The organism is Kerstersia sp. (assembly GCF_052103615.1).
Taxonomy (GTDB): Bacteria; Pseudomonadota; Gammaproteobacteria; order Burkholderiales; family Burkholderiaceae_B; genus Kerstersia.
In genome coordinates this window covers 58904-82666 of record NZ_JBQEKA010000005.1, presented here as the reverse complement: position 1 = coordinate 82666, position 23763 = coordinate 58904, and the positions used below count along the sequence as shown (strand labels likewise).

The window sequence follows — 23763 nt, the reverse complement described above, 5'->3', positions numbered from 1 at the left end:
TGACTCTCTGCTCAAGAAGGCAAACGTCAAGGGCGGGAACCGACCCTTGCGCTAGTAGAGTGGTAGCAGAAAATGGCAAAGGACGATGTCATTCAGATGCAGGGCGAGGTTGTTGAAAACCTCCCCAACGCAACTTTCCGCGTCAAGCTGGAAAACGGCCATATAGTACTTGGCCATATTTCCGGCAAGATGCGTATGCATTACATCCGGATCTTGCCGGGTGACAAGGTCACAGTGGAGCTCACGCCCTATGACCTGTCACGTGCCAGGATCGTATTCCGGTCCAAGTGATCCGGTCGGGGTACAGGGAAACAGGATTCAGATCGGCTTAGCCGGTCATTAGCAACGGATTTATTCAAGGAACAGTCATGGCCCGTATTGCTGGCATCAATATTCCGCCGCAACAACACGCCGAGATCGGCCTGACCGCCATCTACGGCATTGGTCGTACCCGCGCTCGCAAGATTTGCGAAGCTGCAGGCGTACCCGTCGAAAAGAAGGTCAAGGATCTCACCGACGCTGAGTTGGAGCGCATCCGCGAACACGTCGGTGTCTTCACGGTCGAAGGTGACCTGCGTCGCGAAGTGCAGCTGTCTATTAAGCGCCTCATCGACCTGGGTACCTATCGCGGCATGCGTCACAAGCGCGGCCTGCCGGTGCGCGGTCAGCGCACTCGCACGAACGCTCGTACCCGTAAGGGTCCGCGTCGCGCCGCAGCGTCTCTGAAGAAATAATCAAGGATAGACATCATGGCCAAAGCTTCGTCGAGCGGCGCCTCACGCGTCCGTAAAAAGGTCAAGAAGAACGTATCGGACGGTATCGCCCACGTTCACGCTTCTTTCAACAACACGATCATCACGATCACGGACCGTCAGGGCAATGCTCTGGCCTGGGCTACCTCCGGTGGCGCAGGTTTCAAGGGTTCGCGTAAATCGACCCCGTTCGCGGCACAGGTTGCTGCCGAGAGCGCCGGTCGCGTGGCGATCGAATACGGCATCAAGACGCTGGAAGTCCGCATCAAGGGACCTGGTCCCGGCCGCGAATCTTCGGTGCGCGCGCTGAATGCGCTGGGCATCAAGATCTCCAGCATTGCTGACATCACGCCGGTGCCGCACAACGGCTGCCGTCCGCCCAAGCGCCGTCGTATTTAAGGGAAAACCATGGCACGTTACATTGGCCCCAAGTGCAAGCTCTCGCGTCGCGAGGGTACCGATCTGTTTCTGAAGAGCGCCCGCCGTTCGCTGGAATCCAAGTGCAAGCTGGATTCCAAGCCCGGTCAGCACGGCCGTACCTCCGGTGCGCGCACGTCCGACTACGGTCTGCAACTGCGTGAAAAGCAAAAGCTCAAGCGCATGTACGGCGTTCTGGAAAAACAGTTCCGCAAGTACTTTGAAGAAGCCGAGCGCCGTCGTGGCAACACCGGCGAAATCCTGATCCAGCTGCTGGAATCGCGTCTGGACAACGTCGTTTACCGCATGGGCTTCGGTTCCACGCGCGCTGAAGCCCGCCAGCTGGTGGCTCACCGCGCTATCGAACTGAACGGCCACACGGCTGACATCCCGTCCATGCTCATCAAGGCAGGTGACGTGATCGGCGTGCGCGAAAAGGCCAAGGGCCAGGCTCGCATCAAGGAAGCCCTGGATCTGGCCGCCAGCCAAGGCATGCCCCAGTGGGTCGAAGTGGATGCCACCAAGCTGGTTGGCACCTTCAAGTCCGCCCCGGATCGCGCTGACGTCGCTCGCGACATCAACGAATCCATGGTCGTGGAACTTTACTCGCGTTAATCGAGTCTGGGCACCGCTATTTCGATGGCGGTGCGCTATACTTCGATGCTTGTCTGGCAGCCGTGTGCGTTTAGCATCCGGCTGCCTGTTGCATGTGTGTTGCCCGGGTTTCGGCGGGCGCAGCATTCATGCAACAGGCAGTCACTGCGCTATCCGCAAGGATAGCCGCCGCCCCGGAATAACTGCTCCGTGGGGCGTGTCTCTCAGAGGCAGTGCTTTTGGCAGCGCCTGCTTGTGGTCCGATTTATTTCTCTTTTCCGTCAGCCTTATCGGTGTAACGAGCCGAGGGTATTGATCAAGGAACATTCATGTCTGTCCAAGGTTTTCTGAAGCCGCGTGCGATTGAAGTCGAAACGCTCAGCGCAACCCATGCCAAAATCATCATGGAGCCCTTCGAGCGCGGCTACGGCCACACGCTGGGCAATGCGCTGCGCCGCATTCTGCTGTCCTCCATGACCGGCTACGCGCCCACCGAAGTGCAAATCACCGGTGTGGTGCATGAATACTCTACGCTGCCGGGCGTTCAGGAAGACGTGGTTGACCTGATCCTGAACCTGAAGGGTGTGGTATTCAAGCTGCACAGCCGCGAAGAAGTAACGCTGACCCTGCGCAAGCAAGGCGCCGGCGACGTTTACGCGCGTGACATCGAGTTGCCGCACGACGTTGAGATCATCAACCCGGATCACGTGCTGGCTCACCTGAGCGACAACGCCAAGCTGGAAATGCAGATCAAGGTCGAGCAAGGCCGCGGCTATGTGCCCGGCAACGTGCGCGCCCTGGCTGATGACCGTTCGCAATCCATCGGCCGTATCGTTCTGGACGCTTCGTTCAGCCCGGTGCGCCGTGTGAGCTACGCTGTCGAGAACGCCCGCGTCGAGCAGCGTACCGACCTGGACAAGCTGGTGCTGGACATCGAAACCAACGGTGTGATCACGCCTGAGGAAGCCGTGCGTCAATCCGCCCGCATCCTGATGGACCAGATTTCCGTGTTCGCCGCCCTGGAAGGCCCGGGCGAATCCGCTTACGAGCAGCCCAGCCGCGCTGGCGCGCCGCAGATCGACCCGGTCCTGCTGCGTCCGGTGGACGATCTGGAGCTGACGGTGCGTTCGGCCAACTGCTTGAAGGCCGAAAACATCTACTACATCGGCGACCTGATCCAGCGCACCGAAAACGAGCTGCTGAAGACCCCGAACCTGGGCCGCAAGTCGCTCAACGAAATCAAGGAAGTGCTGGCCGCACGCGGCCTGACTCTGGGCATGAAGCTGGAAAACTGGCCGCCCCTGGGCCTCGAGCGCCCCTAAGTATTAAAAAGGCTCTGGCATGTTTCATGCCGAGCCTTTTCTGGTTTAGCCGCCGTGCTTTTGCATGACGGCGCGGCAGCCGGGGCAGATGTACTCCCCGGCCTGCCGTACCAGGGCATTTTTTTCGTCCCTGGCCGGAAGCCAGTCTTCCGGGTGTTATGGCAGTACCGGCATCTTGCATGCCAATTGTTCCATCGGACCGCGCCCCATCAGGGGTGATAGAAGAGCCGATTCACCAGGTGCTTAGGCACCGTTTATTCAAGATTCAAAGGAAATACCATGCGTCACCGTCACGGCCTGCGTAAGCTGAACCGCACCAGCAGTCACCGCCTTGCCATGTTCCGCAACATGGCTGTCTCGCTGATCACGCACGAAGCGATCAAGACCACCTTGCCGAAAGCCAAGGAACTGCGTCGCGTTATCGAGCCGCTGATCACGCTGGGCAAGAACCCCACCCTGGCCAACAAGCGCCTGGCTTTCGCCCGTCTGCGTGATCGCGACGCCGTGGTCAAGCTGTTTGAAGTCGTCGGCCCGCGCTACGCTGCCCGCAATGGCGGCTACACCCGTGTGCTGAAGATGGGCTTCCGTCAGGGCGACAACGCCCCGATGGCGTTCATGGAAATGGTGGATCGTCCTGAAGTGGACGCTGCCGAGCAAGCTGCAGATCAGGAATAAGACGGACATCAGCTTAGGCTGATGCCAGGCGGCGGCCGTTTCTGACGGCCGCCGCCTTTATTTTTGCCTGGCAATTTGTCTGGCGGCCTGCAGGCGTTGGGCACAACACACGCTGGTCTCGCCAAAAGCCGAAGCAGGGTTCATACTTATATCGTATTCCCCGTCCGGGGGCACGCTGTCGCCTTGAAGGCCGGCGTTTCGCCGGGCGGGGATTTCGCCGTTTTGGCTGCCGCTGTGCCCGCTGGCAGCTTGGCCGATAGGATAGGAAATGACGCTCACCAGCCTGCTGTTTTTTGTTCCCACCTGCTTCGCCTTGAATCTGGTGCCGGGGCCGAATAATCTGCTCAGCGTACACAATGGCGCCTGCCACGGTTTTCGCAAGGCTGTGGCTGCGGGCCTGGGGCGCGAGGCAGCCTTTGCCATTCTGATCGTCCTGTCGGCGCTTGGACTGGCGGCTTTGCTGGCGGCATCGGCGTCATTTTTTCTGGCGGTGAAATTCGTGGGCGCCGCCTATTTGCTGTATATCGCCATCAAGCTCTGGCGAGCCAAGGTTGGCGGTTTTGACCCGGATATCGGCGCTTCGGTGCCGCATGAGTCGCTGTTCCAATTGATGCGTACCGAATTCATGGTGGCGATCAGTAATCCCAAGGCCATCCTGATTTTCGGCGCCTTGCTGCCGCAGTTTGTGGATCACACCGAGCCGGTCGCCGAACAACTGCTGATGCTGGGCGGTGTGTTCCTGGTGCTGGAGTGGGGCTCCATCGCGCTGTACGCTTTCATGGGGGTGTACCTGGGCGGGTGGCTCAAGACACCGCGCAATATGGGGCGCTTCAACAAATGCTGCGGCCTGTTCCTGGGAACGGCCGGGCTGGGTTTGCTGTTTTCGCGTTCCTGAGCCTGAGTGCCGGCCTCTGGCAGGCCCGGCACCGTTGAGGTTGCAAGGGCACAGCCAGTTCAGCGCATCCGCGCCAATAGGGCCAGAAAGTCCTGCGGGCCCATGTAGCCGATGACCCGGGCCTCTTCTCTGGGTTGTCCGCCAGCGTCATAGAACAGCATGGCCGGCGGGCCAAAAATGCGCAGCTGTTTCATCAGGGCACGGTCTGCCGCGCTGGCGCGGGTCACGTCCAGGCGCAGCAGCGTGAATTGGCTCAGGTTCGCCTGCACGGCGGGCGCTGAGAGCGTGTCGCGCTCCATTTCGTGGCAAATGGCGCACCAATCGGCATAGACATCCAGCATGACCGGGCGGCTGCTGGCCTTCAGGGCGGCATCCAGCTCAGCGGCGCTCTGGATGTGCTGGAAGCTCAGCGCGGTATCTTGTTGCGCCGCGGGGCGCTGCCAGGCCGCTAGGGGGGCAAGGGGATCACGGCCGCCGCTGGCAGCGCCGAATAGCCAGATGAGCGCGAGGCCGGCCAGCAGTAGGGCGGCGCTCTTGAGCGCAGCAGGGCCGGGCCGGATAGGACGTTCCAAGGGCTCGAAGGCGCCCAGCCAGACCGCAGTAAAGCAGGCCAGCGCGGCCCAGCCAGCCAGGGTCAGCGCGCCCGGCAGCAGCGTGCCTGCCAGCCACCAGGCTGTTCCCAGCAGCAGCAGGCCAGTCAGTTGCCGGACTTTTTCCATCCATGCCCCGGGCCGGGGCCGCCAGCGGCCAGCCAGCAGGCCGAGCAGCAGCAGGGGCAGACCCATGCCCCAGGCCATGACGAACAGCGATAGCCCGGCGCCAGTGATATCGCCGCTTTGGGAAAGATACAGCAGCGCGCCAGCTAGCGGTGCCGCCACGCAAGGACCTATGACCAGGGCGGAGACCCCGCCAAGCAGCCCGGCACGCGGGAGGCTATTGGCAATGCCGCCTTGGCCGATGCGTCCCAGACGGCCTTGCAATGCGCCGGGCAGCTGGAAGGTGAAGACATCGAACTGCGCCAGGGCCAACAACGCCAGCGCGGCGGCGAAGAGGCCGATCAGCCAGGGCATTTGCAGCCAGCTGGAGAGCGCGGCGCCTGTTGCGCCCGCCAGAATCCCCATGGCGGTATAGATCAGCGACATGCCGCCGACATAGGCAGCGGCCAGCGCCAGCCCGCGCCCTCGGGTCAGGCTGCCGGCGGGCGAGGAGAGCAGCATGGCCGACACAATCGGCAGCATGGGCAGCACGCATGGCGTCAGGGCCAGCAGGAGACCCAGGCCGAAAAAGCTCAGCAGTTGCAGCCAGAGTTGGCCCTGGGCCGCGCCCAGGCGCTGTGCGATATCCAGGTCGCCGCCGGGCAGGAAGGTGTTGCCCGGAGCGGCCTCAGGGAGGAATGCCGCGCCTGCCGGGTTGGCGCCAGCGGCGGCATCCAGCGGGGCCAGGGCATCCTCTTCGATGTCAATGCCGGTCAGGCGGTAGCCGCCCTGGCCGTCGGCATCCAGTTGCAGGCGCTGGCGCAGCGGCGGATAGCATAAGCGGTCTTCCGCGCAACCCTGGCTATCGACGATAAGCGCCAAAGAGGGCTGGCTGGGCAGGGCAGGAATGGGCAGCGCGAATTCGAGCTGGCCGCGGTAAACCTCCATGTCGCGCTGGAAGGTCGTGTCGAAGACGGAACTGCCAGCCGGGAGGTCCGCCGTGATGCGTTGCGCGGCGCCTTGGGCCAGCCAATGCCAGGCCAGTTTTTCGCGGTACAGGTAGTAGCCTGGCGCAATGGTGTAGCGCAGCAGCAGTTGCTGGCCATCGGTGTCGGCTTGAAGCGCAAAGGCTTCGGCTTCAGGCAGCAGCGCAGGTTTGCCGGACAAGAAACCAGGCAGGGGTTTGCCAGGCAGGGCGGATATGGGCTGAGCGTGCAGCACGCTGCCCTGGGGCAGGCAAAGCAGCAGGGCCATGGCCAGCAACAGGGCCAGGCCAGCCAGGCCGCGCTGAGTGTGGCGCTTCATGGCTGCGAGCGGTCAGGGGAAGGGGCGCTTGCGGTGGGCATGCCGGATGCGCTGACCCAGTCCAGATAGGCCGGCAGGCCGGTGCTGATGGGCAGGCAGATGATTTCCGGGACGGCGTAGGGGTGGCGGCGCTGTATGGCGGCCATGGCCGCTGCCCGTTGCGCGCGCGCAATCTTGGCGTGCAGCGGATATTCCGTGGCATGCTCCAGTTTGCCTTCCCAGAGATAGGTGGATTGCACGGCTGCGCCGATCTGCACGCAGGCAGCCAGGCCTTGCTGCACGAGTTCATCGGCGGCGGCTTGAGCCAGGGCGGGGTCAGGGAAAGTGCTGAGCAGGATTTCGCAGTCGGATGGGACAATCGTCATGGCAGGTCCGTATGGCTGGAGGGCGCTTTGTGTGAGTTTAGCCGCTGGCGGCAGGACAGAGGGAGCAAGCATGCAGAGGAAAGTCGTGCCGGAGGCTGTCATGGCGGTCGCGTCAGTGGCGCTGGATGCCGATGCGCAGGCCGCGCAGCGTGTGCTGAATCATGTGCGCGGGCTGGAAGGTCAGGCCAGCCGGCTGGTCGGCCTGGAAGCAGTCTTTTCCCATGCCGCGCAAGGCATGCCGCACAGCCATGCGCGGATACAGTTCCTGCAGGTGCTGGAAGGGGCGCTTTCGGTCAGGGTGGGCAAGGAGCAATGGCTGGTGCCGCAGCACCATGCTTTGCTGATGCCTGCCGGGCTGACGCATGACAACCGGTATTTCGGCCCGGCGCGGGTGCGCAGCCTGTATATCGCCCCGGAATTATGGGGGCAGGCCGCGCTGCCTGCCTGCCGCCTGCTGGCGGTGCCGCCATTGTTGCGCGAGTTGACTGCCGCGGTGCTGGATATGGCACAGGCGCCGCCGGATGAGGGGCGTGCCGCTTTGCTGAGCGCGCTGACCGTCCATGATATTCAGCGCCAACCGGCCTTGGCCTTGCGCTTGCCCATGCCGGTGGACAGACGTTTGCGCCGGGTGTGTGAAACCCTGCTGCGAGATCCCGGCAGCCGTTTGCCGATGTCGCACTGGACCGGCCTGGCTGGCATCAGCCAGCGGACGCTGACGCGTCTTTTCCCGCGTGAAACCGGGCTGAGCTACCGCGCCTGGCGGCAGCAATTGCTATTGCTGGCGGCGCTGGAGCGTTTGGCGGCTGGCCGGACAGTAGGCGCAGTGGCCTTGGATTTGGGTTATGCCTCGGCCAGTGCTTTTGGCGCCATGTTTTTGCGGCAAGTCGGGGTGAGCCCGTCGGCGTATGCCGCATGCCGGGCCGGTGGCGCGCAGCCGTAACCATCTCAGCGGGGCTGGCGGCGGCAGGCGGCGCAGTCATGGGCCGGGCGGCGGGGCGGGCGTGATGGCATGGACCGGATGGCGTGAAACAGAGAGTGAATGGCGTCTATGCGATAGATGATGGCGGACAGCACGCGCAAGATAGCTGCGAGGGCGCGCAGCAGCCAGAGGCGCTGCCGCCCGCGGGCCGCATGCCGTCCGGCCTGACCGGAGGCTGGCGTTTTTTTATTGCTTGCAGGGGAAAGATCTTGGAACGAGCTAACCATCCCGTTTACGGGACTTACGATCAGGCCGCGCTGGATGTGCAGTACAACATTCTGGGGATGATTCCCGGCTACAAGGAAATCTTCGCGCGCTGGGATGCGGATAGCGAGGCGGCACGCAGCCAGGCGCGCCGCGAAGGGCGTTTGCAGGTGCTGCGCTACGGGGCGTTTGCGCTACAGGAAATCGACTTCTTTTCTTGCGGCGCGGCGCTGGCGCCGGTGGTGGTGTTTATTCATGGCGGCTACTGGCGTTCCCAGGATAAATCGGCCTTCGGCTATACCGCGGCGGCCTATCAGGCGCTGGGTTGCCATGTCGCCCTGGTGAATTACCGCTTGGCGCCTGCCGTGAATATGGATCACATCGTTGATGATCTGCGCGCCAGCGTGGCCTGGCTGGATGGGCAGGCGCAGGCTTTGGGCATCGCGCGCGACCGGATCTATATTGCCGGCAGTTCGGCGGGCGGCCATCTGGTAGCCACCTTGATGGCGACGGATTGGGCCGCGCTGGGTGTGCGCGAGGATATCGTGCGTGGCGGTTGCGCGCTGAGCGGCATTTATGAGCTGGAGCCTATCCGGCGCTGCTTTCTCAATGCGGTGGTGGGGCTGGACGTGGCGCAGGCGCACCGCAATAGTCCGCTGTACCGCTTGCCGCAGACGGGGCTGCCGCTGATTTTGTCGGTGGGCGGAGATGAATCGCCTGAGTTCCAGCGGCAGCAGGAGACCTATGCCCAGGCATGCCAGGAGCGCGGTGTGGCGGTGACGGTCGTGCCGCAGCCGGATGGCCACCACTTCGACATGATAGACCGCTGGTGCGACCCGGCGCAGCCATTGTTCCGCGAGTTCGCGGCCATGATTCAGGCTGCCTGAAGAGGCAGGAATCCTGGCGGCCGCCTGGACGGCAGCCAGGGCGGCACGCTTGCTTGCCGCTGGGTTGTCACCCAGGCGGCCATATCAGGCCGGTGCCGTTTCCCGCCGGGCCGAGAGCGCCTGTTCGATGATTTGCGCCAGCCGCTCGAAGGCGGGCACGATCTGGTTTTCCTGCACGCCCGCATAGCCCAGCAGCAGGCCCTGGCTGGGGATTGAACTGCCCGCGTAGTGCGAGGACAGGGCGCGGGCGACCAGCCCCTGGCGCCGCGCCAGCAGGACGATGTCCTGATCGGTGTCTGGCGGGCTGTCTGGCGGCAGGTGCAGCACCAGATGCAGACCGGCCTCGTGGGCCGATACCGGCCAGCCGCTGCCCAGCCGTTTGGCGATGGCGGCGCGCAGCAGGGTCTGCTTGCGCGCATAGAGCTGGCGCATGCGGCGGATGTGAGCGGCATACATGCCCTGGGAAATGAATTCCGCCAGGGCGGCCTGCTGCACCAGTTGCCCGTCACGGAACAGTTCGGCATAGCCGTCGGCGCACTGGGCGGCAATGGCTTCGGGCAAGACCACATAGCCGGTGCGTATGCCGGGGAACAGTGTTTTGGACAGCGACCCCATGTAGATCACCCGGCCATGCTCATCAAGGCCTTGCAGCGAGGCCAGCACCCGGCCTTCAAAGCGGAATTCGCTGTCGTAGTCGTCCTCCAGCACCCAGGCGTCATGCTGGCGCACATACTCCAGCAGCCGGCGGCGGCGCGCCAGGCTCATCACCATGCCCAGCGGAAACTGGTGCGAAGGCGTGACGTAGATCAGGCGCGGCGGGTGCAGCATCAGCTCGCCTTGCAAGGTCAGCCCTTCGGCGTCCACCGGAACCGGGACTAGCTCCAATCCCTGGGCCTGCAACAGGCTGCGCGCGGGGCGGTAGCCAGGTTCTTCGACCCAGACGCGGTCGCCGGTATCGGCCAGCATCTGGCTGACCAGCGCAATGGACTGCTGGATGCTGGTGGTGATGATGACCTGCTCAGGCGTGCAATTGACCGAGCGTGACAGCCGCAAGTGTTCGGCCACGGCCTGCCGCAAAGGGTAATAACCGCCATGGTGGGCATAGTTCAGGCGTTCGCGGCGGCAATAGCGCCAGTGGCGGCCGATCATCCTGGCCCAGGCCGCATGGGGAAAGTGGTCGGTATCCGAGACGCCCAGCGCGAAGGCGCCGGAGGGGCTTTCCACAATGGCGGCATCTTTCAGCACCAGCAAACCGCGCCGGGATAAGCCTGGGTCGGGCGCGGGCTGAACTTCGCCTGCGACCAGCAGGCGGTCGGGCACATGGCCGGGCAGTGTATCGGACAGGTAGGTGCCGCTGCCGGGCCGGCTGATCAGGTAGCCCTCGGCCAGCAACTGCTCAAAAGCATGCAGCACGGTATTGCGCGATAGCTTGAGTTCGTCGGCCAGCGCGCGCGTGGAGGGCATGCGCATATCGGGCGGCCACATGCCTTTCAGGATGGCTTGGCGCAGCAGATCGTAGATCTGCCGGTTAAGCGGACCTCGCGGCGACAGTTTGTCGTAATCCAGGTACTGCAGCAGGTAGTCGGATAGCAGCACGATAGCGACGTCGAAAAATCAGGGTGACAGGGAAAACCCTAGCAAGAATCATGCCAAGTGGTACCACGAAGAAAGCCTGAAGTGGCGCTTTTTAGTGGTCCACGTGGCGCGTACTGTTTCATAACAGCGTGCGACGGATAGATGCCGCGGACGGCCCTGCCGGCGCGCTGCCCTCCCTGCGGGGCGGAGCCAGGCGAGGCCTTCATTCGGGTAGCCCCCGGCTAGTCCGAATGGTGGCGCGGTGCTGCCAGTCACGATGATGGGCATGCCCCGCATTTCAACAGTGTTGTCATTTATGGACGATGAGACCATGATGAAAAACCTTAATTCCTTTCCTCGGAAATTTGTGTGCGGCGTGGCGCTGGCCCTGTTGCCCATGATGATGGCGGGCACGGCAGCACAGGCCCAGACGCGTGGCGGCACGCTGGGGCTGGTTGCCAACCCCGAGCCGCCTTCCATCGTGACGGCCATGAATTCCATGGTGGCGGCGCAATACATGGGCAGCAAGGTATTCCAGGGCCTGCTGACCTACGATGGCGATTTGAAGCCGCGTCCCGAGCTGGCCAAATCCTGGACGGTTTCCGACGATGGCCTGACCTATGTATTCGAGTTGCAGGAAGGGGTGAAATGGCACGATGGCCAGCCATTTACCGCCGATGACGCGGTCTTCACCATTGGCACATTGCTGCCCGCGGTGCATGTGCGCACCGGTTTGGTGCTGAAGAACTATCTTGAATCCGTGACGGCCAAGGATCCGAACACGGTCGAAATCAAGCTGAAGAAGCCGTTCCCGCCGTTCATCTACATGTTCGAGTCCGGCACCATGCCCATGATGCCCAAGCACTTGTACGAGGGCACGGACTTTGCCCGCAATCCGGCAAACCAGAAGCCGGTCGGCACCGGCCCGTTCCGCTTCAAGGAATGGAAGCGCGGTTCCTATCTGCGCCTGGAACGCAACCCGGATTACTGGAAGCCAGGCCAGCCGTATCTGGATGGCGTGGTGTTCTACATGATGCCGGACGCCGCTTCGCGAGTGGTGGCCTTCGAGAACGGCACGGTGCAGATGCTGCGCAGCGGCGATCTGGAAGTGTCCGACCTCAAGCGTTTGCAGGGCATGGATGGGGTGGACTACACCGCCAAGGGCTGGGAACTGTTTTCGCCGACGTATCACTTGCAGCTGAACCTGCGTAAACCCCCCTTCGATAACGTAAAGGTACGCCAGGCGATTCAGCATGCGCTGGACCGGCAGTTCATTGTCGATGTGATTTTCGAAGGCCTGAACTGGCCGGCGACAGGGCCGTTCGCCAAGACGGAACTGTTCTACGAAAAGGATTTGCCGCAGTACCCGTATGACCTCGACAAGGCGCGTGCCTTGATCAAGGAGTCGGGTGTGGACGTCGGCGCGCGGCCGGTCAAGCTGCTCAATATGGCGCTGGGCGGCAACTATGACCGCTTGCTGGAATACACCAAGCAGATGCTGGAGCAAATCGGCTTCCAGGTGGACATCGAAGCCAGTGACGGCGGTACCTGGGCAAGCAAGGTCAGCAATTGGGATTACGACATCACCTTCAACCTGCCTTACCAATATGGCGACCCGGCATTGGGGGTGGAGCGCCTGTATGTGACGCGCAATATTTCCAAGGGCAGCCCGTTTGCCAATAACCAGGGCTACAGCAACCCGGAAGCCGATGCGCTGTGGGATAAGGCGGGCCAGGAATTGGATCCGGCCAAGCGGGCGGCGTATTACAGCGATCTGCAAAAAATCCTGGCGCGGGATGTGGCGAACAACTGGCTGATGGATATCGAGTTCGGCACGATCTCCAAGTCCAACGTGAAGAATCCGGTGAGCTCGGGGCACAGCCTGACCGAATCGCTGGACTCCGTCTCCATCGAATAGCGCATGCAGCAATGGCCGTGACGGCTGTCACGGCCAGGATGGGCAGCTAACTGGCGCGGCGCGGGGGCCGCGCCAGGCAACTGGACGAGAGGTATCCGATGTTTATTTCTTTCCTTACGACGCGGCTGTTCAAAGCCCTGATGGTGATGCTGGGCGTGGTCGTCATCAACTTTTTCCTGATCCGCATGGCGCCCGGCGATCCTGCCGCCGTGCTGGCTGGCGAGTCGGGGGCGAGCGACCCGGCATTCGTCGAAGCGCTGCGCGCGCAATTCGGGCTGGATCAGCCTTTGCTGACGCAACTGTGGGTGTATTTGAAGGGCGCGGTGCAACTGGATCTGGGGTATTCCTACCGCAACCATATCCCGGTGTTCGACCTGATTATGGAGCGTCTGCCCGCCACCTTGCTGCTGATGGCGGCAGCCTTTGTGATTTCCATCGTGGCTGGCGTGGCGCTTGGCGCGCTGGCGGCGCGTTCGCGGTTTCGTAACCGTCACCGCTGGGTCGATAGCCTGGTGATGTCGTCGGCGATGCTGTTGTATGCCACGCCGCTGTTCTGGCTGGCCTTGCTCAGCGTGATCGTGTTTTCGGTGATTCTGGGCTGGTTCCCGGCCTTTGGCATGGAGACGGTTGCCGCCGGTTTTACCGGCTGGGAAAGAATGCTCGACATTGGCCGCCATCTGGTCTTGCCGGCCTGTTCTCTGGCGGCATTTTTCATGGCGGTCTATGCCCGGCTGATCCGTGCGTCCATGCTGGAAGTGATGGGCATGGATTACGTCAAGACGGCGCGCGCCAAGGGGGTGCCCTCAGGCCGGGTACTGCGGGTGCATGTGATGCGCAACGCATTGATGCCAGTGGTGACGTTTGCGGGCGTGCAACTGGGCCAGCTGGCTGGCGGCGCGGTGCTGACGGAAACCGTGTTTGGCTGGCCTGGTGTGGGCAGGCTGATGTTCGATGCCTTGTTGCAGCGTGACTATCAATTGTTGCTGGGCGGTTTTCTGGTGACGTCGGCCATGGTGGTGTTCTTCAACTTCATGGCGGATCTGGTGTATCGGGTGCTGGACCCGCGCATTGGCGCCAACGGAGCGAAATCATGAAATCGCTGAGCAAACATTACCTGCGCAATTACGGCGCGGTGGCTGGACTGGCGTTTTTCGCGCTGGTGGCATTGGTCGCGTTGCTGGGGCCGGCGCTGTATCCGCAATCACCCTGGATGATCGTGGCGCGGCCCATGCAATTGCCGTTTTCCGATATGGCCTATCCGCTGGGCACGGATATGCTGGGGCGTGACGTGCTGGCCGGATTGATTTACGGCGCCCGCGTGTCGCTGACGGTCGGCCTGGTTGCGACTGCCGTGGCGCTCAGTGTCGGTGTCCTGGTGGGCGCGGTGGCAGGTTACGCCGGCGGTCTGATTGACGATGCCTTGATGGCCGTGACCGAGTTCTTCCAGACCATTCCGCAACTGGTCATGGCCGTGCTGGTGGTCGCCATTCTCAACCCTTCGCTGTATTCCGTGGTGGGGGCGATTGCGCTGGTGTCGTGGCCGCCAGTGGCGCGGCTGGTGCGAGGGGAGTTCATGGCCTTGCGCGAGCGTGAGTTCGTACAGGCGGCAGTCGTGATCGGCCAGCGCCCCAGCCGCATCGTGCTGACGCAGATCCTGCCCAATGCCATGTCATCCATCATCGTCATGGGGTCTTTCATGGTGGCCACGGCCATTCTGACGGAAGCGGCCCTGTCCTTCCTGGGGCTGGGCGACCGCAATCAGATGAGCTGGGGATTCATGATCGGTGCGGCGCGCAGTGTGATCCGCCAATCCTGGTGGCTGAGTATTGCGCCTGGGGTGGCAATTCTGATGACAGTGCTGGCCATCAACCTGATCGGCGAGGGGCTCAATGACGCGCTCAATCCGCATTTGCGCCGGCGCGGCGAGTAAACGGTGCGAGCCAAGGGGAAACACAAGATGAATACGAGCCATACGAGTGCAAACGCGGGCTTGCTGCGGCAGATGCAGGGGGGCGCGGAACGCCGCGACCTGCAGTTTTTCGCCGCGCGGAGCCACGCGCCGGCTGCCGCGCCTGGCCCGCATGACAGCGTGGCGGCCGAGACGCCGCAGGCCGCCTTGCTGCAGGTGCAGGGCCTCAGTATTGCGCTGCCGTCCAGCGGCAGCGACCGGCCCTATGCGGTGAGGGATGTCTCCTATGACGTGCGCGCCGGGGAAATCCTGTGCCTGGTCGGGGAGTCCGGTTCGGGCAAATCCATGAGCGCCAATGCCATCATGGGGCTGCTGCCTGACTATCTGAAGCCGGAGGCAGGCCGCATTCTGTTTCGCGGGCGTGATCTGCTGCAAACAGGCGAGGAGGAAATGCGCAAGCTGCGCGGCCGGGAAATCGCCATGGTGTTCCAGGAGCCGCTGTCGGCGCTCAATCCGGTAATGAGCGTGGGCGATCAGATTCTGGAAGTCCTGCGCGTGCACCAGGCCTATCCTGGCCCGCAAGGGGTGCGGCGGGTGCTGGAATTGCTGGAATTCGTGGGCTTGCCTGAGCCTGCCACGCTGTATAAGGCTTATCCCTTCCGCCTGTCTGGCGGCCAGCGCCAGCGGGTTGTGATCGCCATGGCTTTGGCGCTGGAGCCGGGCCTGTTGATTGCCGATGAACCGACGACGGCGCTGGATGTGACGACGCAGGCGCAGATTCTGGCGCTGATCAAGCGCATCCAGCGTGAGAAGGGCATGGGCGTGGTGTTCGTGACCCATGACTTTGGCGTGGTGGCGGAAATCGCGGACCGGGTGGCTGTCATGGAGCGTGGCCTGCTGGTCGAGCAAGGGCCGGCGGCCCAGGTGCTGGAAGCGCCAGCTCACCCCTATACGCGCCGGCTGATTGCCGCCGTGCCGGGGCGGCGCGGAACGGCGCTACCGGAGAAAACCGACGATTGCGTCATGCGGGTGGAGCGCCTGCGCAAGGTGTACGCCAGCGGCAGCCGCTTGCTGCGCACCCGCCGCGAAGTGGTGGCGGTCGATGAGGTCAGTCTGGAAGTGCGCCGGGGCGAAACGCTGGGCATCGTCGGGGAGTCCGGATCGGGCAAGTCCACGATAGGCAAGTGCCTGTTGCGCCTGACGTCCGTGGACGGCGGCGCCATCCATTTCGGCGGTGTGGACATCACACGCATGAGCGAGCGGGAATTCCGTCCCTTGCGCAAGGATGTGCAGATGATTTTCCAGGATCCGTTCGCATCGCTTAACCCGCGGCATACGGTGGGACGCATTATTACCGATGGGCCGCGCGCCAATGGCGTGCCGCAGGCCGAGGCGGAACGGCGCGCCCGCGCGCTGCTGGAACGGGTCGGCCTGGAAGCTTCGGCGTATGACAGGCATCCGGGGCAGTTTTCCGGGGGCCAGCGGCAGCGTATCGGCATTGCCCGGGCGCTGGCGCTGGAGCCACGCCTGCTGGTGGCCGATGAGTCGGTATCGGCGCTGGATGTTTCGGTGCAGGAGCAGGTGCTGGCCCTGCTGGCCGATTTGCAGCGCAGCCTGGATATCGCCATGATTTTCATCACCCATGATTTACGCGTGGCGGCACAAATTTGCCATCGCGTGGCGGTCATGCATAAAGGCAAGGTCGTGGAGTATGGGCCGGCGGCAAAGATTTTCGATGCGCCGGCAGACCCCTATACCCAGCGCCTGGTCCGCGCCATTCCGGGCCAGCAGTGGTATAGCCGCCTGATGGACGAGCGATTGAAAACCGGCAGCGCGCCCGCAGTGGCGTGAGGCCAAGCCAGCACGAGGGCGTCCGGCCTGGAGACGGACGGCCGTGATTGATTCGGAAAGAGGAAGCCGTACCCATGATTGAACGCACGCAAGCACCCCCCCGCGTTGGGCAGGAGACCGGCACGCTGACCGCTGCCTTGTTGAGCCGCTCCTTCGATTTGTCGTTTCTCAAGCAGCAGCTGGAAGCGGCCATTCCCGCGCTGGAAGTGGTCGAGTGGCCAGACCCGCGTCATACGCAAGCGGAACTGGCTGTGTGCTGGGATGTGCCGGACGATGTCTATGCCGGCATGCCCAGGCTGAAACTGGTGCACAGCATTGCCGCCGGGGTGGATAACGTCGTGGCCGGGCAGGATTTGCGCGGCCTGCCGGTATGCCGGGTGGTGGATCCGGATCTGGCCGAAGGCATGTTGCAGTATGTGCTGTGGAGTGTCCTGTATTTTCACCGCAGCCTGGACCTGGCGCTGGCCCAGCAGCGTCAGTCGCAGTGGTTGCGGCCGTTGCAGACGCATGCTTCAAGTTGCCGGGTGGGCATCATGGGGCTGGGCGAAATGGGCGGGCATGTGGCGCAAGGCCTGGCGCAGCGGGGCTATGCCGTGCGCGGCTGGTCGCGCACGCCGCGCAGCCTGGACGGCGTGCAGACTTTCAGCGGCGCGGCGCAGTTCGACGAGTTTCTGTCGGGCTGCGACATCCTGGTGTGCCTGCTGCCACTGACGGACAGCACGCGCGGCATTCTGGACCGGCGCCTGTTCGCCGCCTTGCCGCAAGGCGCGGCGCTGATTCACTGCGGCCGCGGCGCGCATCTCGTGGAGCAGGATTTGGCGGATGCCCTGGCCAGCGGCCATATGCGCGGCGCCGTGCTGGATGTGTTCGCGCGTGAACCCTTGCCCGAGGACCATCCTTTCTGGCGCATGCCGGGCGTGGTGGTCACGCCGCATATGGCCACCATGGCCTCGTGGGAAGCCGTGATCAGCCAGGTAGCGGAAAACGTGGCGCGGCTGCGTGACGGGCGGGATTTTCTCAATACCGTGGATCCGGTGCTGGGCTATTGAGAACCGGAGATTCGCATGTTCATTCATCAAATTCAGATTGCCGGGAGCCAGAACTCATGAGTAGCAACGAGAGGGATATCAACGCTATGTACCCCGGGCATTTCGCGCCCGTGGACCCCCAGATCGCCACTTTTCTGAGCCGCACGGCGGAAGTGGCGGCGCAGCATCCCAGGCGTGACCGCGTCAGCCTGGCCGAAGGGCGCCGCATTGGCGAATTGGTCAAGGCGCAATGGGTGGCAGGCGGCCCGGAGATGGTGCGCACAGTGGAACGCGAGGTGCCGACACGGCATGGGCCGGTGCGTATCCGCGTGCATTACCCGGCGCAGCGCCGGCTGCCGGGCGCCTTGATGTATATCCATGGCGGCGGTTTCGTGGTGTTCAGCCTGGATACGCATGACCGGGTCATGCGCGAGTACGCGCAGCGTGCCGGCATCGTGGTGGTCGGGGTCGATTATTCCCTGGCGCCTGAGGCGCGCTTCCCGCAGCCGCTGGAAGAGTGTACGGATGTCATGCGCTGGCTGCGCGAGCATGCGGGCGAACTGGAGGTGGACCCGGCGGGGCTATTCATTGGCGGGGACTCTGCTGGCGGCAACTTGTCGCTGGGCACTTGCGTGGCATTGCGCGACGCCGGGGAACCCTTGCCGCTGGGCATGCTGCTCAATTATGGCGGTTTCAGCACCCGTATGTACCGTGATTCCATGGTGCGTTATGGCGGGGGCGAATATGGCCTGTCGCTGCATATGATGGCCTGGTTTTACCGGGCTTATCTGGGCCGCCCCGAGGATTTCGAAGACCCGCGCATGTGTCTGGTGAAAGCGCGGCTCGACGGCCTGCCGCCAGCGCTGCTGGTCATCGCGGAATGTGATCCGATTTATGACGACAGTATCGAAATGGCGGCGTGCCTGAAAGCAGCCGGGGTGGAAGTGGATGCCCGGGTCTATCCGGGGACTGTGCACAGCTTTCTGGAAGCGGTTGCGGTCGCAGAGGTGGCAGGCCGCGCCTTTGATGAAAGCTGCGACTGGATGCGCAGGCACGCTGAACCTATGAGATGAGCAAAGCGGCCGCGAGGCCGTGGCCAGACGCTGTCTTTCCCCCATCCCGCCGGGGTGGGGCAGGGAGCGTGCGCGCCTACGGAGAGGCGGACGCAGGAGACGACGGATATGTATACCCCGAAAGCGTATGTCGAAAATGATCTTGGCGTGCTGCATGAGCACATGCGGCTCTGGAGTTTTGCCACCCTGGTGACTTGCGGCGCCAATGGCGTGCAGGCCACGCATTTGCCGTTTTTGCTGGAGGAAGGCGGGCCGGAAGGCCTGGGCATTCTGACCACCCACTTGGCGCGGGCCAACCCGCAGAGCCAGGACCTGCTGGCGGGCGCGCCGGCGCTGGTCATTTTTCAGGGGCCGCATGCCTTTGTGACACCGAGCTGGTATGCGAACCAGATGACTTTTCCGACCTGGAACTACACCGCCATCCATGCGCGCGGCCAGCCGGAACTGATTGAAGAGCCGGAAGACATACATGAACTGCTGCGCGAAACCGTGGCGCTTTATGACACGCCGCTGGGCGGCAACTGGCGCTTCGACGTCATGCCCGCCGATATGATCGTGCCGCGCCTGCGCGCCATCATGGGGGTGCGTATTCCGGTGGCGACGCTGGAAGGCAAGTTCAAAATCAACCAGGACAAGTCCCGGGAGGATCAATTAGGGGTGGTGGCGGCGCTGGAAGCCCAGACGGATTCCCAGGCGCGCGAGATGGCGGCGCTGATGCGGCGTTGTTTGGGGCTGGATGCGGCCGTGGCGGATACGCCGCAAGACGCTGTGCCAGCCAAAGTGCGGGTATGAAAACAAGCCGCCGTTCTTCCGCAAGAAAAACAGGCGGCTGTGCCATCAAGCAGGGCCGTGTGGCGGGTGTTCAAGCCGGGCGTCAGGGCCGGGCAGAACACCTTGCCGGGGGTCAGTACGGCCTGCGGGCGCGGCGTCCTGCGGCCAACAGCAGCAAGCCCAGTGCTGGCCACAGCGGCAGGGCGCCGCCGCCGCCGGTGTACTTGATGGAGTTGCCGTCGGTTTCGCTGGCCGGGCTGTCAACGCGCAGGGTGGCGGGGTCGGAGCCAACAGCTTGTCCTGTCGTTGCGCTGACGCAGGAGAGGGAATAAGTGTAGATGCCGCTGTCGGTTTTGGTCAGGTCGATGCTGCCTTCTGCTGCTTGTGGACCCGTCCAATCGCCGGATTTGGAGGTGGCTGTGCAGGAGCCTTCCACCACGCCGGCTGCCGTCCAGGTCAGGCGGGCTGTTTCGCCGCGTTTGAGGGCAGCCGGGAACACATTCAGGTTGATGCTGGCCCCCTGGTCCGGGCCGTAGCGCCAGATCGTACCCGAGGTGGAATAGGCATACTCTATGCTGCGGCCTTGCTGGTTGCTGAACCAGCGATCCGCGCCACCGTAGCGTGTCATGCCGTAGAGGGCGCCGTCCTGGCCCAGTGTGACGCCGGTAGGCGTGCGGCCAGTGGTGCGTTCGGAAAACTCGTGGAGGATTTGGAAGGCATTGTCCGCACCGTTTTCCCAGGCGGCGATGTCCAGCGCATAGAGCAGGCCGTCACTGGTTTTGTGGGCGAAATCGTCTTCACTGCGGTGAGCGGGCATATTGTTGCGTACCCAGCCTGCTGGAACAGGATCGGGATAGTTGCTATAGGAGTAGTGGGGCTCCCCGCCAGACAAGGTCGTACCGACCAGTGTGTTACCCAGGAAAACAAAGGAGCCGCGCGGTGTGGCGCCATGACTGCCGCCTTCGAAACGATGCAGTACCTGGAAGTTATTGCCATCGCGATCCAGCCGGAAGAGCGTGCCGTTGCGCTGGAAATCCACGTCATAGGTGTTGCCGTTGCCGAGAAATTCCCAGCGAGGGAAGCCGGTGCCTGCTGAGGTCAGAGAACGTGAGCCTTCGGTCGAGCCGCAGAGAAGGCTGGGCGTGACCCTTTGGCTAGTGACCAATTCGTTGGTACTGGTTTCCGGACGCAAGACCCAGGTTTGAAAATCACTGAATACGGAACAACTGCTGATCGAACTGGTGCCATAGATACGTCCATCCGGCCCTTCGGTCAGGGTGTTCATGCCAGTGGGTTTCAGGCTGACGGACAAGCCGTTGCTATGGTAGGGGTTATCGACATTGAACTCCCCTTCTTTCAGGGTGAATGTTCGCAGGACGGTGTAGCTGCCAGGCTGGTCCGGGTGCAGCTTGAATACGAGGCCCGTTGGCGTGTCCGCGGTGGTGCGTGTGGCTGGCGCGCCAGGCTTGCCGCGGCCGTAGGCCAGGATGCCATAGAGCCAGCCGTCGCTGCCCAGCATGACGTCGTTGAGCCACTGTCCGGTGCCCGCCGCAGGCGCGGGAAAGGTATGCACAGTGCTGAACTTGTCACTGGGCGACAGCCGGTAGATGCGGCCGTGGCCGTCAGGGCCTTCATCCATGCCGTAGAGTGTGCCGTCGCTGGCCTGGGCGAAGCGCCCATAGGGAAAGTGTACCTGGTTGAGCGTGCTGAGAATCAGGCGCGCATTGGCTCCGTCGCCGTCTGTACGAACCAGCGCGCCCGTTTTCAACAAGGTGCTGCCGTATTGGTCTGCGCGGAATTCGCGTGCTGGCGCGGGGTACATGTTGTCCCGCGACCAGGGTTCGCTAAGTGTTCTGCCGTCCTGGATCAATCCTGCGATCAACGAGCCGTCAGTGCGTTCGATGACTTGCGTGCCCAGCATGGCTGTGGACATTAGCACGCCGAAGATTTCCTTGGTGATGACCGATTTCTGGTATTTGGCCGGGGTCGGCGATACGCGCAGGATGGCAGGCCCCATGCGGGACCGCGAATTGCTGGGCAAGTTGCTCCAGTTGACGCCAGAGGTCCAGTCGTTGGGGTCGAAGCTGGAGCCATTTCCACCCCAGTAGAGATAATTACCATATTGGGTGCCGCCCGCCATGACAGGGGCATCATAAAAAGAAGCGCGCCCGCCTTCATGGGCCCATGCTGCATCGACAGGTGCGGCATCGGTAATGTGGCGTTCCGATAGCGTCACCAGGCGTTGCATCTCCATGTCTGCAACCTGTGCCGAGGCCTGTGGCGAATGGCTGAAAATGCAGGCTAGCAGGCTGACGCAGACCAGGGTGATACCGTGCTTTGCACGGGGGGCCTGTTGCGCATGTCCGCTGTGCTGGCTCGCCGTCTTCAGCGTCATGCTGGCGGGTTGTCGAGACTGATCTCGGTTGCCCGGCCGGGCCGCCGCATGCACAGTAAGGCTTGTCATGGGAGGCGTAGTCGGAGTGGGGTGAAAGGGACGGGGCATGGCTGGAATTCCGGGGCAGAGGGCGTGATGAGGTTCGGTGGCACGCAGCGGCAAGAGGCCGGCTGCGTGCCACGCCGCGCTTTAGCGACGCAGGCGACGCAGGCGGCGCTGGCGCAAGCCAGCCAGCAGGGCCAGGCTGAACAGGCCGAACAGCTTGGATGGCGTCAAGGCGCCACCACCATCGACGACCTGTTTTTCGGTGGGCGGCACGGGTTGCGTGATATCCGACGCGGTGACCGTGATGTTGGTTTCGCTGATCTTGCTGCCGGTCGGGCCGGTGCAGGTCAGGATGTATTGCACGTTGCCGGCTGCTTGCAGGGCGGGCAGCTGGATACGATCCTTGGTCAGCTGCGCGCCGCTCCAGCCGCCGCCTGCTTCGCATTGTTGCGTACCTGTGGTGGCCCAGCTGATGATGGGCTGGTCACCGATGATGTAGCGGGTCTTGTCGGTTTGCAGCGCCTGGGTGAACACGACTTCAGGCAAGGTGATTTTCAGTGCATACAGAGCGCCGGCTTGGCAGACGGTGCCGCAATCGGTTGCGGGTGTGCCGTCCTTGGTGACGCCCAGCAGCCACTGCTGGTTGCCGATGACCGGGCCTGCACGCAGGCCGTAGGGGGTATGGCTGGTGGCATCGTCGTTGAAGTAGCGCACCCATTCCAGTTTGTCATCGGAACGGTCGGGCAGGGTGCCGGGCACCAGACGGTAGAGCAGGCCTTTGCCTTGGGCGCTAATGATGCCCCGGCTGTTGGCCGATGTTACCGAGGCGTCCTTGAGCGTGGTGCCATAGATATTGCCATCCAGTGCCTTGGCAAGCAGACCCAGGTTGTTGCCGCTGGGGCCGCCATTCAGGTTGGGAGGTGAGCCGTCTGTGCCATGGACGGCATCTAGCACGGACGTGAGCAGGATGATGCCGACGCCATTTTCAGGCGTCTTGCGGTTCAGCCGCCACAGGCCGCTGCCCCCGGCACCGAGCAGGGCGTTGCCATAAAGCCAGTCACCGTCTTCGACAATACTGTATAGGCGTTCCGAACTGTTGGTGGCGATGGTGCCTTCGGAACCCTTGAGGAAGTAGTGCAACACCTCGATATCGTCGGCCTGGATGTTGCCACGCCGGAGCGCGGTACCGGAAATGCGGCTCAGGACAGAAGTGACCGTTTCTGTGGGGGCGACGCCAGGATAGTGCATGCTAGCCGTGGCGATGGTGATCAGTGAGCCGATGTACAGGGAGTCGTCCAGCGTGCTCCAGAATAGCTGCGTGGGGGCGCCACCCTTGATGTAAGCCTTGCTGTCGGGGTCGAGGAAACTGGCGAAATCGACGATGACTTCCCGGCTGCCATCGGCGTTGATGCGTATCAGCGGGTAGCTGTAGCTGCGGTTGGTGGTGCTGCCCATGGCGATAGATTCCCCAAGATAGATATTGCCATCGGGGTCGCGCGCGAATTGTCCGGTTGCGCTGTTGGGGCCGCTATAAGTATCCGTGCCTGTTGGGAGCCATGGGCTCAACTGACCCTTTTCGAGGACGACCAGTTGCGGGTCTCCTTTGCTGCCCATGGGGGGAGGGAGCGCATTGGCCAGGAAACGTCCGCTGCCCAGTTCCGTGTAATCCGTGTTGGTCCAGCCTATGCCGGTGGGGACGGCCCATTGCTGGTAACGGGTGGCAGCGCCTGCGGTATCCAGGTCCAGGCGATAGCTCAGGCCATCGCTCATGCCGTAGATGGGGTACTTGCGCGAGATGTCTTCCTGGGCTGCGCCGTACATCGTGCCGCCTTGCAGGAACCAGCCTTGGCTGTCTTGTTGTACCGCGACAGGGGGGATGAAGGGGTAGGCTTTTTCTTTGGCCCCGTCCAAGTGCAAGGTCGAGAAATGTTTCAGAACCTCGAATTCCAGTTCAGGAAAGTCAGCGGCCCACTGCGCGTGGGCATCAGGCATGGCGGCCAGCAAGGCCAGGGTCAATGCGCGGCGAGGGCCAGGCAATGTGCGATGGATAGAAGGGAAAGCCATGGTCTGACCTTTGTGGTGTGCGAGGAAAAAGGAAACGGATGCAG

Annotated in this window: 21 protein-coding genes; 16 read left to right on the top strand and 5 right to left on the bottom strand. The window is 63.0% G+C overall.

Translation table 11 applies throughout. The annotated features are described in order from the left end of the window. The first annotated feature begins 72 nt into the window (after window positions 1-72). The 7 genes from infA (at window position 73) to ACTJGZ_RS02730 (ending at window position 4655) form a co-directional block, all read left to right on the top strand. Window positions 73-291 (top strand): translation initiation factor IF-1, encoded by a 219-nt coding sequence (infA, locus tag ACTJGZ_RS02760; protein WP_161135466.1) that lies wholly within the window; start codon window positions 73-75, stop codon window positions 289-291. Between the two features lie 77 nt (window positions 292-368). Continuing rightward, entirely contained in the window at window positions 369-734 is a 366-nt protein-coding gene (rpsM, locus tag ACTJGZ_RS02755) for a 30S ribosomal protein S13 (protein WP_068375374.1), read from the top strand. A gap of 15 nt (window positions 735-749) precedes the next feature. Continuing rightward, window positions 750-1151 carry a 30S ribosomal protein S11 gene (gene rpsK, locus ACTJGZ_RS02750; RefSeq protein WP_415834546.1) on the top strand — a complete coding sequence of 134 codons (402 nt, stop codon included), beginning with the start codon at window positions 750-752 and terminating at the stop codon, window positions 1149-1151. 9 nt (window positions 1152-1160) lie between these two features. Then, window positions 1161-1784, top strand: coding sequence for a 30S ribosomal protein S4 (gene rpsD, locus ACTJGZ_RS02745; protein ID WP_441661427.1), 624 nt, complete (start codon window positions 1161-1163; stop codon window positions 1782-1784). 308 nt (window positions 1785-2092) lie between these two features. Continuing rightward, window positions 2093-3085 carry a DNA-directed RNA polymerase subunit alpha gene (locus ACTJGZ_RS02740; RefSeq protein ID WP_441661426.1) on the top strand — a complete coding sequence of 331 codons (993 nt, stop codon included), beginning with the start codon at window positions 2093-2095 and terminating at the stop codon, window positions 3083-3085. A gap of 279 nt (window positions 3086-3364) precedes the next feature. Beyond that, window positions 3365-3760 carry a 50S ribosomal protein L17 gene (gene rplQ / locus ACTJGZ_RS02735; protein ID WP_441661425.1) on the top strand — a complete coding sequence of 132 codons (396 nt, stop codon included), beginning with the start codon at window positions 3365-3367 and terminating at the stop codon, window positions 3758-3760. A 268-nt stretch (window positions 3761-4028) separates the two neighbouring features. Next, entirely contained in the window at window positions 4029-4655 is a 627-nt protein-coding gene (locus ACTJGZ_RS02730; RefSeq protein ID WP_441661424.1) for a LysE family translocator, read from the top strand. 59 nt (window positions 4656-4714) lie between these two features. Here ACTJGZ_RS02730 and dsbD read toward each other — a convergent pair whose 3' ends face one another. Together dsbD and cutA are read right to left on the bottom strand one after the other, a co-directional pair. Continuing rightward, on the bottom strand, window positions 4715-6655 hold the full coding sequence (gene dsbD, locus ACTJGZ_RS02725) for a protein-disulfide reductase DsbD (protein ID WP_441661423.1): 1941 nt from the start codon (window positions 6653-6655) through the stop codon (window positions 4715-4717). Then, window positions 6652-7020, bottom strand: coding sequence for a divalent-cation tolerance protein CutA (cutA, locus tag ACTJGZ_RS02720; protein WP_441661422.1), 369 nt, complete (start codon window positions 7018-7020; stop codon window positions 6652-6654). Before cutA ends, dsbD begins: the two co-directional genes overlap by 4 nt. A 70-nt stretch (window positions 7021-7090) precedes the next feature. Here cutA and ACTJGZ_RS02715 point away from each other — a divergent pair, with 70 nt between their 5' ends. Together ACTJGZ_RS02715 and ACTJGZ_RS02710 are read left to right on the top strand one after the other, a co-directional pair. Beyond that, the gene (locus ACTJGZ_RS02715) at window positions 7091-7960 is read left to right on the top strand and encodes an AraC family transcriptional regulator (RefSeq protein ID WP_441661421.1); all 870 of its coding nucleotides are present in this window, start codon (window positions 7091-7093) and stop codon (window positions 7958-7960) included. A 248-nt stretch (window positions 7961-8208) separates the two neighbouring features. Then, complete coding sequence (locus tag ACTJGZ_RS02710; RefSeq protein WP_441661420.1) at window positions 8209-9090, top strand: alpha/beta hydrolase; 882 nt, start codon at window positions 8209-8211, stop codon at window positions 9088-9090. 84 nt (window positions 9091-9174) lie between these two features. On the opposite strand, the gene pdxR is transcribed toward ACTJGZ_RS02710, so the two are convergent. Next, a complete protein-coding gene (gene pdxR / locus ACTJGZ_RS02705) occupies window positions 9175-10686 on the bottom strand; it encodes a MocR-like pyridoxine biosynthesis transcription factor PdxR (protein ID WP_441661419.1) in 1512 nt (503 codons plus the stop codon). Window positions 10687-10999: 313 nt separating this feature from the next. On the opposite strand from pdxR, the gene ACTJGZ_RS02700 reads away from it, so the two are divergent. From ACTJGZ_RS02700 to ACTJGZ_RS02670, 7 genes are all read left to right on the top strand, one after another. After that, window positions 11000-12583, top strand: coding sequence for an ABC transporter substrate-binding protein (locus ACTJGZ_RS02700; RefSeq protein WP_441661445.1), 1584 nt, complete (start codon window positions 11000-11002; stop codon window positions 12581-12583). A gap of 98 nt (window positions 12584-12681) precedes the next feature. Further along, window positions 12682-13677, top strand: a complete 996-nt coding sequence (locus ACTJGZ_RS02695; RefSeq protein WP_441661418.1) for an ABC transporter permease — start codon at window positions 12682-12684, stop codon at window positions 13675-13677. Next, on the top strand, window positions 13674-14513 hold the full coding sequence (locus tag ACTJGZ_RS02690) for an ABC transporter permease (RefSeq protein ID WP_441661417.1): 840 nt from the start codon (window positions 13674-13676) through the stop codon (window positions 14511-14513). The genes ACTJGZ_RS02695 and ACTJGZ_RS02690 overlap by 4 nt, the downstream gene beginning before the upstream one ends. Window positions 14514-14540: 27 nt before the next feature. Beyond that, window positions 14541-16343 carry an ABC transporter ATP-binding protein gene (locus ACTJGZ_RS02685; RefSeq protein WP_441661416.1) on the top strand — a complete coding sequence of 601 codons (1803 nt, stop codon included), beginning with the start codon at window positions 14541-14543 and terminating at the stop codon, window positions 16341-16343. A 74-nt stretch (window positions 16344-16417) separates the two neighbouring features. Beyond that, the gene (locus ACTJGZ_RS02680) at window positions 16418-17392 is read left to right on the top strand and encodes a 2-hydroxyacid dehydrogenase (protein WP_441661415.1); all 975 of its coding nucleotides are present in this window, start codon (window positions 16418-16420) and stop codon (window positions 17390-17392) included. Between the two features lie 56 nt (window positions 17393-17448). Beyond that, window positions 17449-18444 (top strand): alpha/beta hydrolase, encoded by a 996-nt coding sequence (locus ACTJGZ_RS02675; RefSeq protein WP_441661414.1) that lies wholly within the window; start codon window positions 17449-17451, stop codon window positions 18442-18444. A 108-nt stretch (window positions 18445-18552) separates the two neighbouring features. After that, window positions 18553-19236 (top strand): FMN-binding negative transcriptional regulator, encoded by a 684-nt coding sequence (locus ACTJGZ_RS02670; protein WP_441661413.1) that lies wholly within the window; start codon window positions 18553-18555, stop codon window positions 19234-19236. A gap of 112 nt (window positions 19237-19348) precedes the next feature. Here the strand turns inward: ACTJGZ_RS02670 and ACTJGZ_RS02665 are convergent, their stop codons facing one another. After that, entirely contained in the window at window positions 19349-21469 is a 2121-nt protein-coding gene (locus tag ACTJGZ_RS02665) for a choice-of-anchor tandem repeat GloVer-containing protein (RefSeq protein ID WP_441661412.1), read from the bottom strand. A 330-nt stretch (window positions 21470-21799) separates the two neighbouring features. Beyond that, the gene (locus tag ACTJGZ_RS02660; protein WP_441661411.1) at window positions 21800-23719 is read right to left on the bottom strand and encodes a hypothetical protein; all 1920 of its coding nucleotides are present in this window, start codon (window positions 23717-23719) and stop codon (window positions 21800-21802) included. Between the last annotated feature and the right edge of the window lie 44 nt (window positions 23720-23763).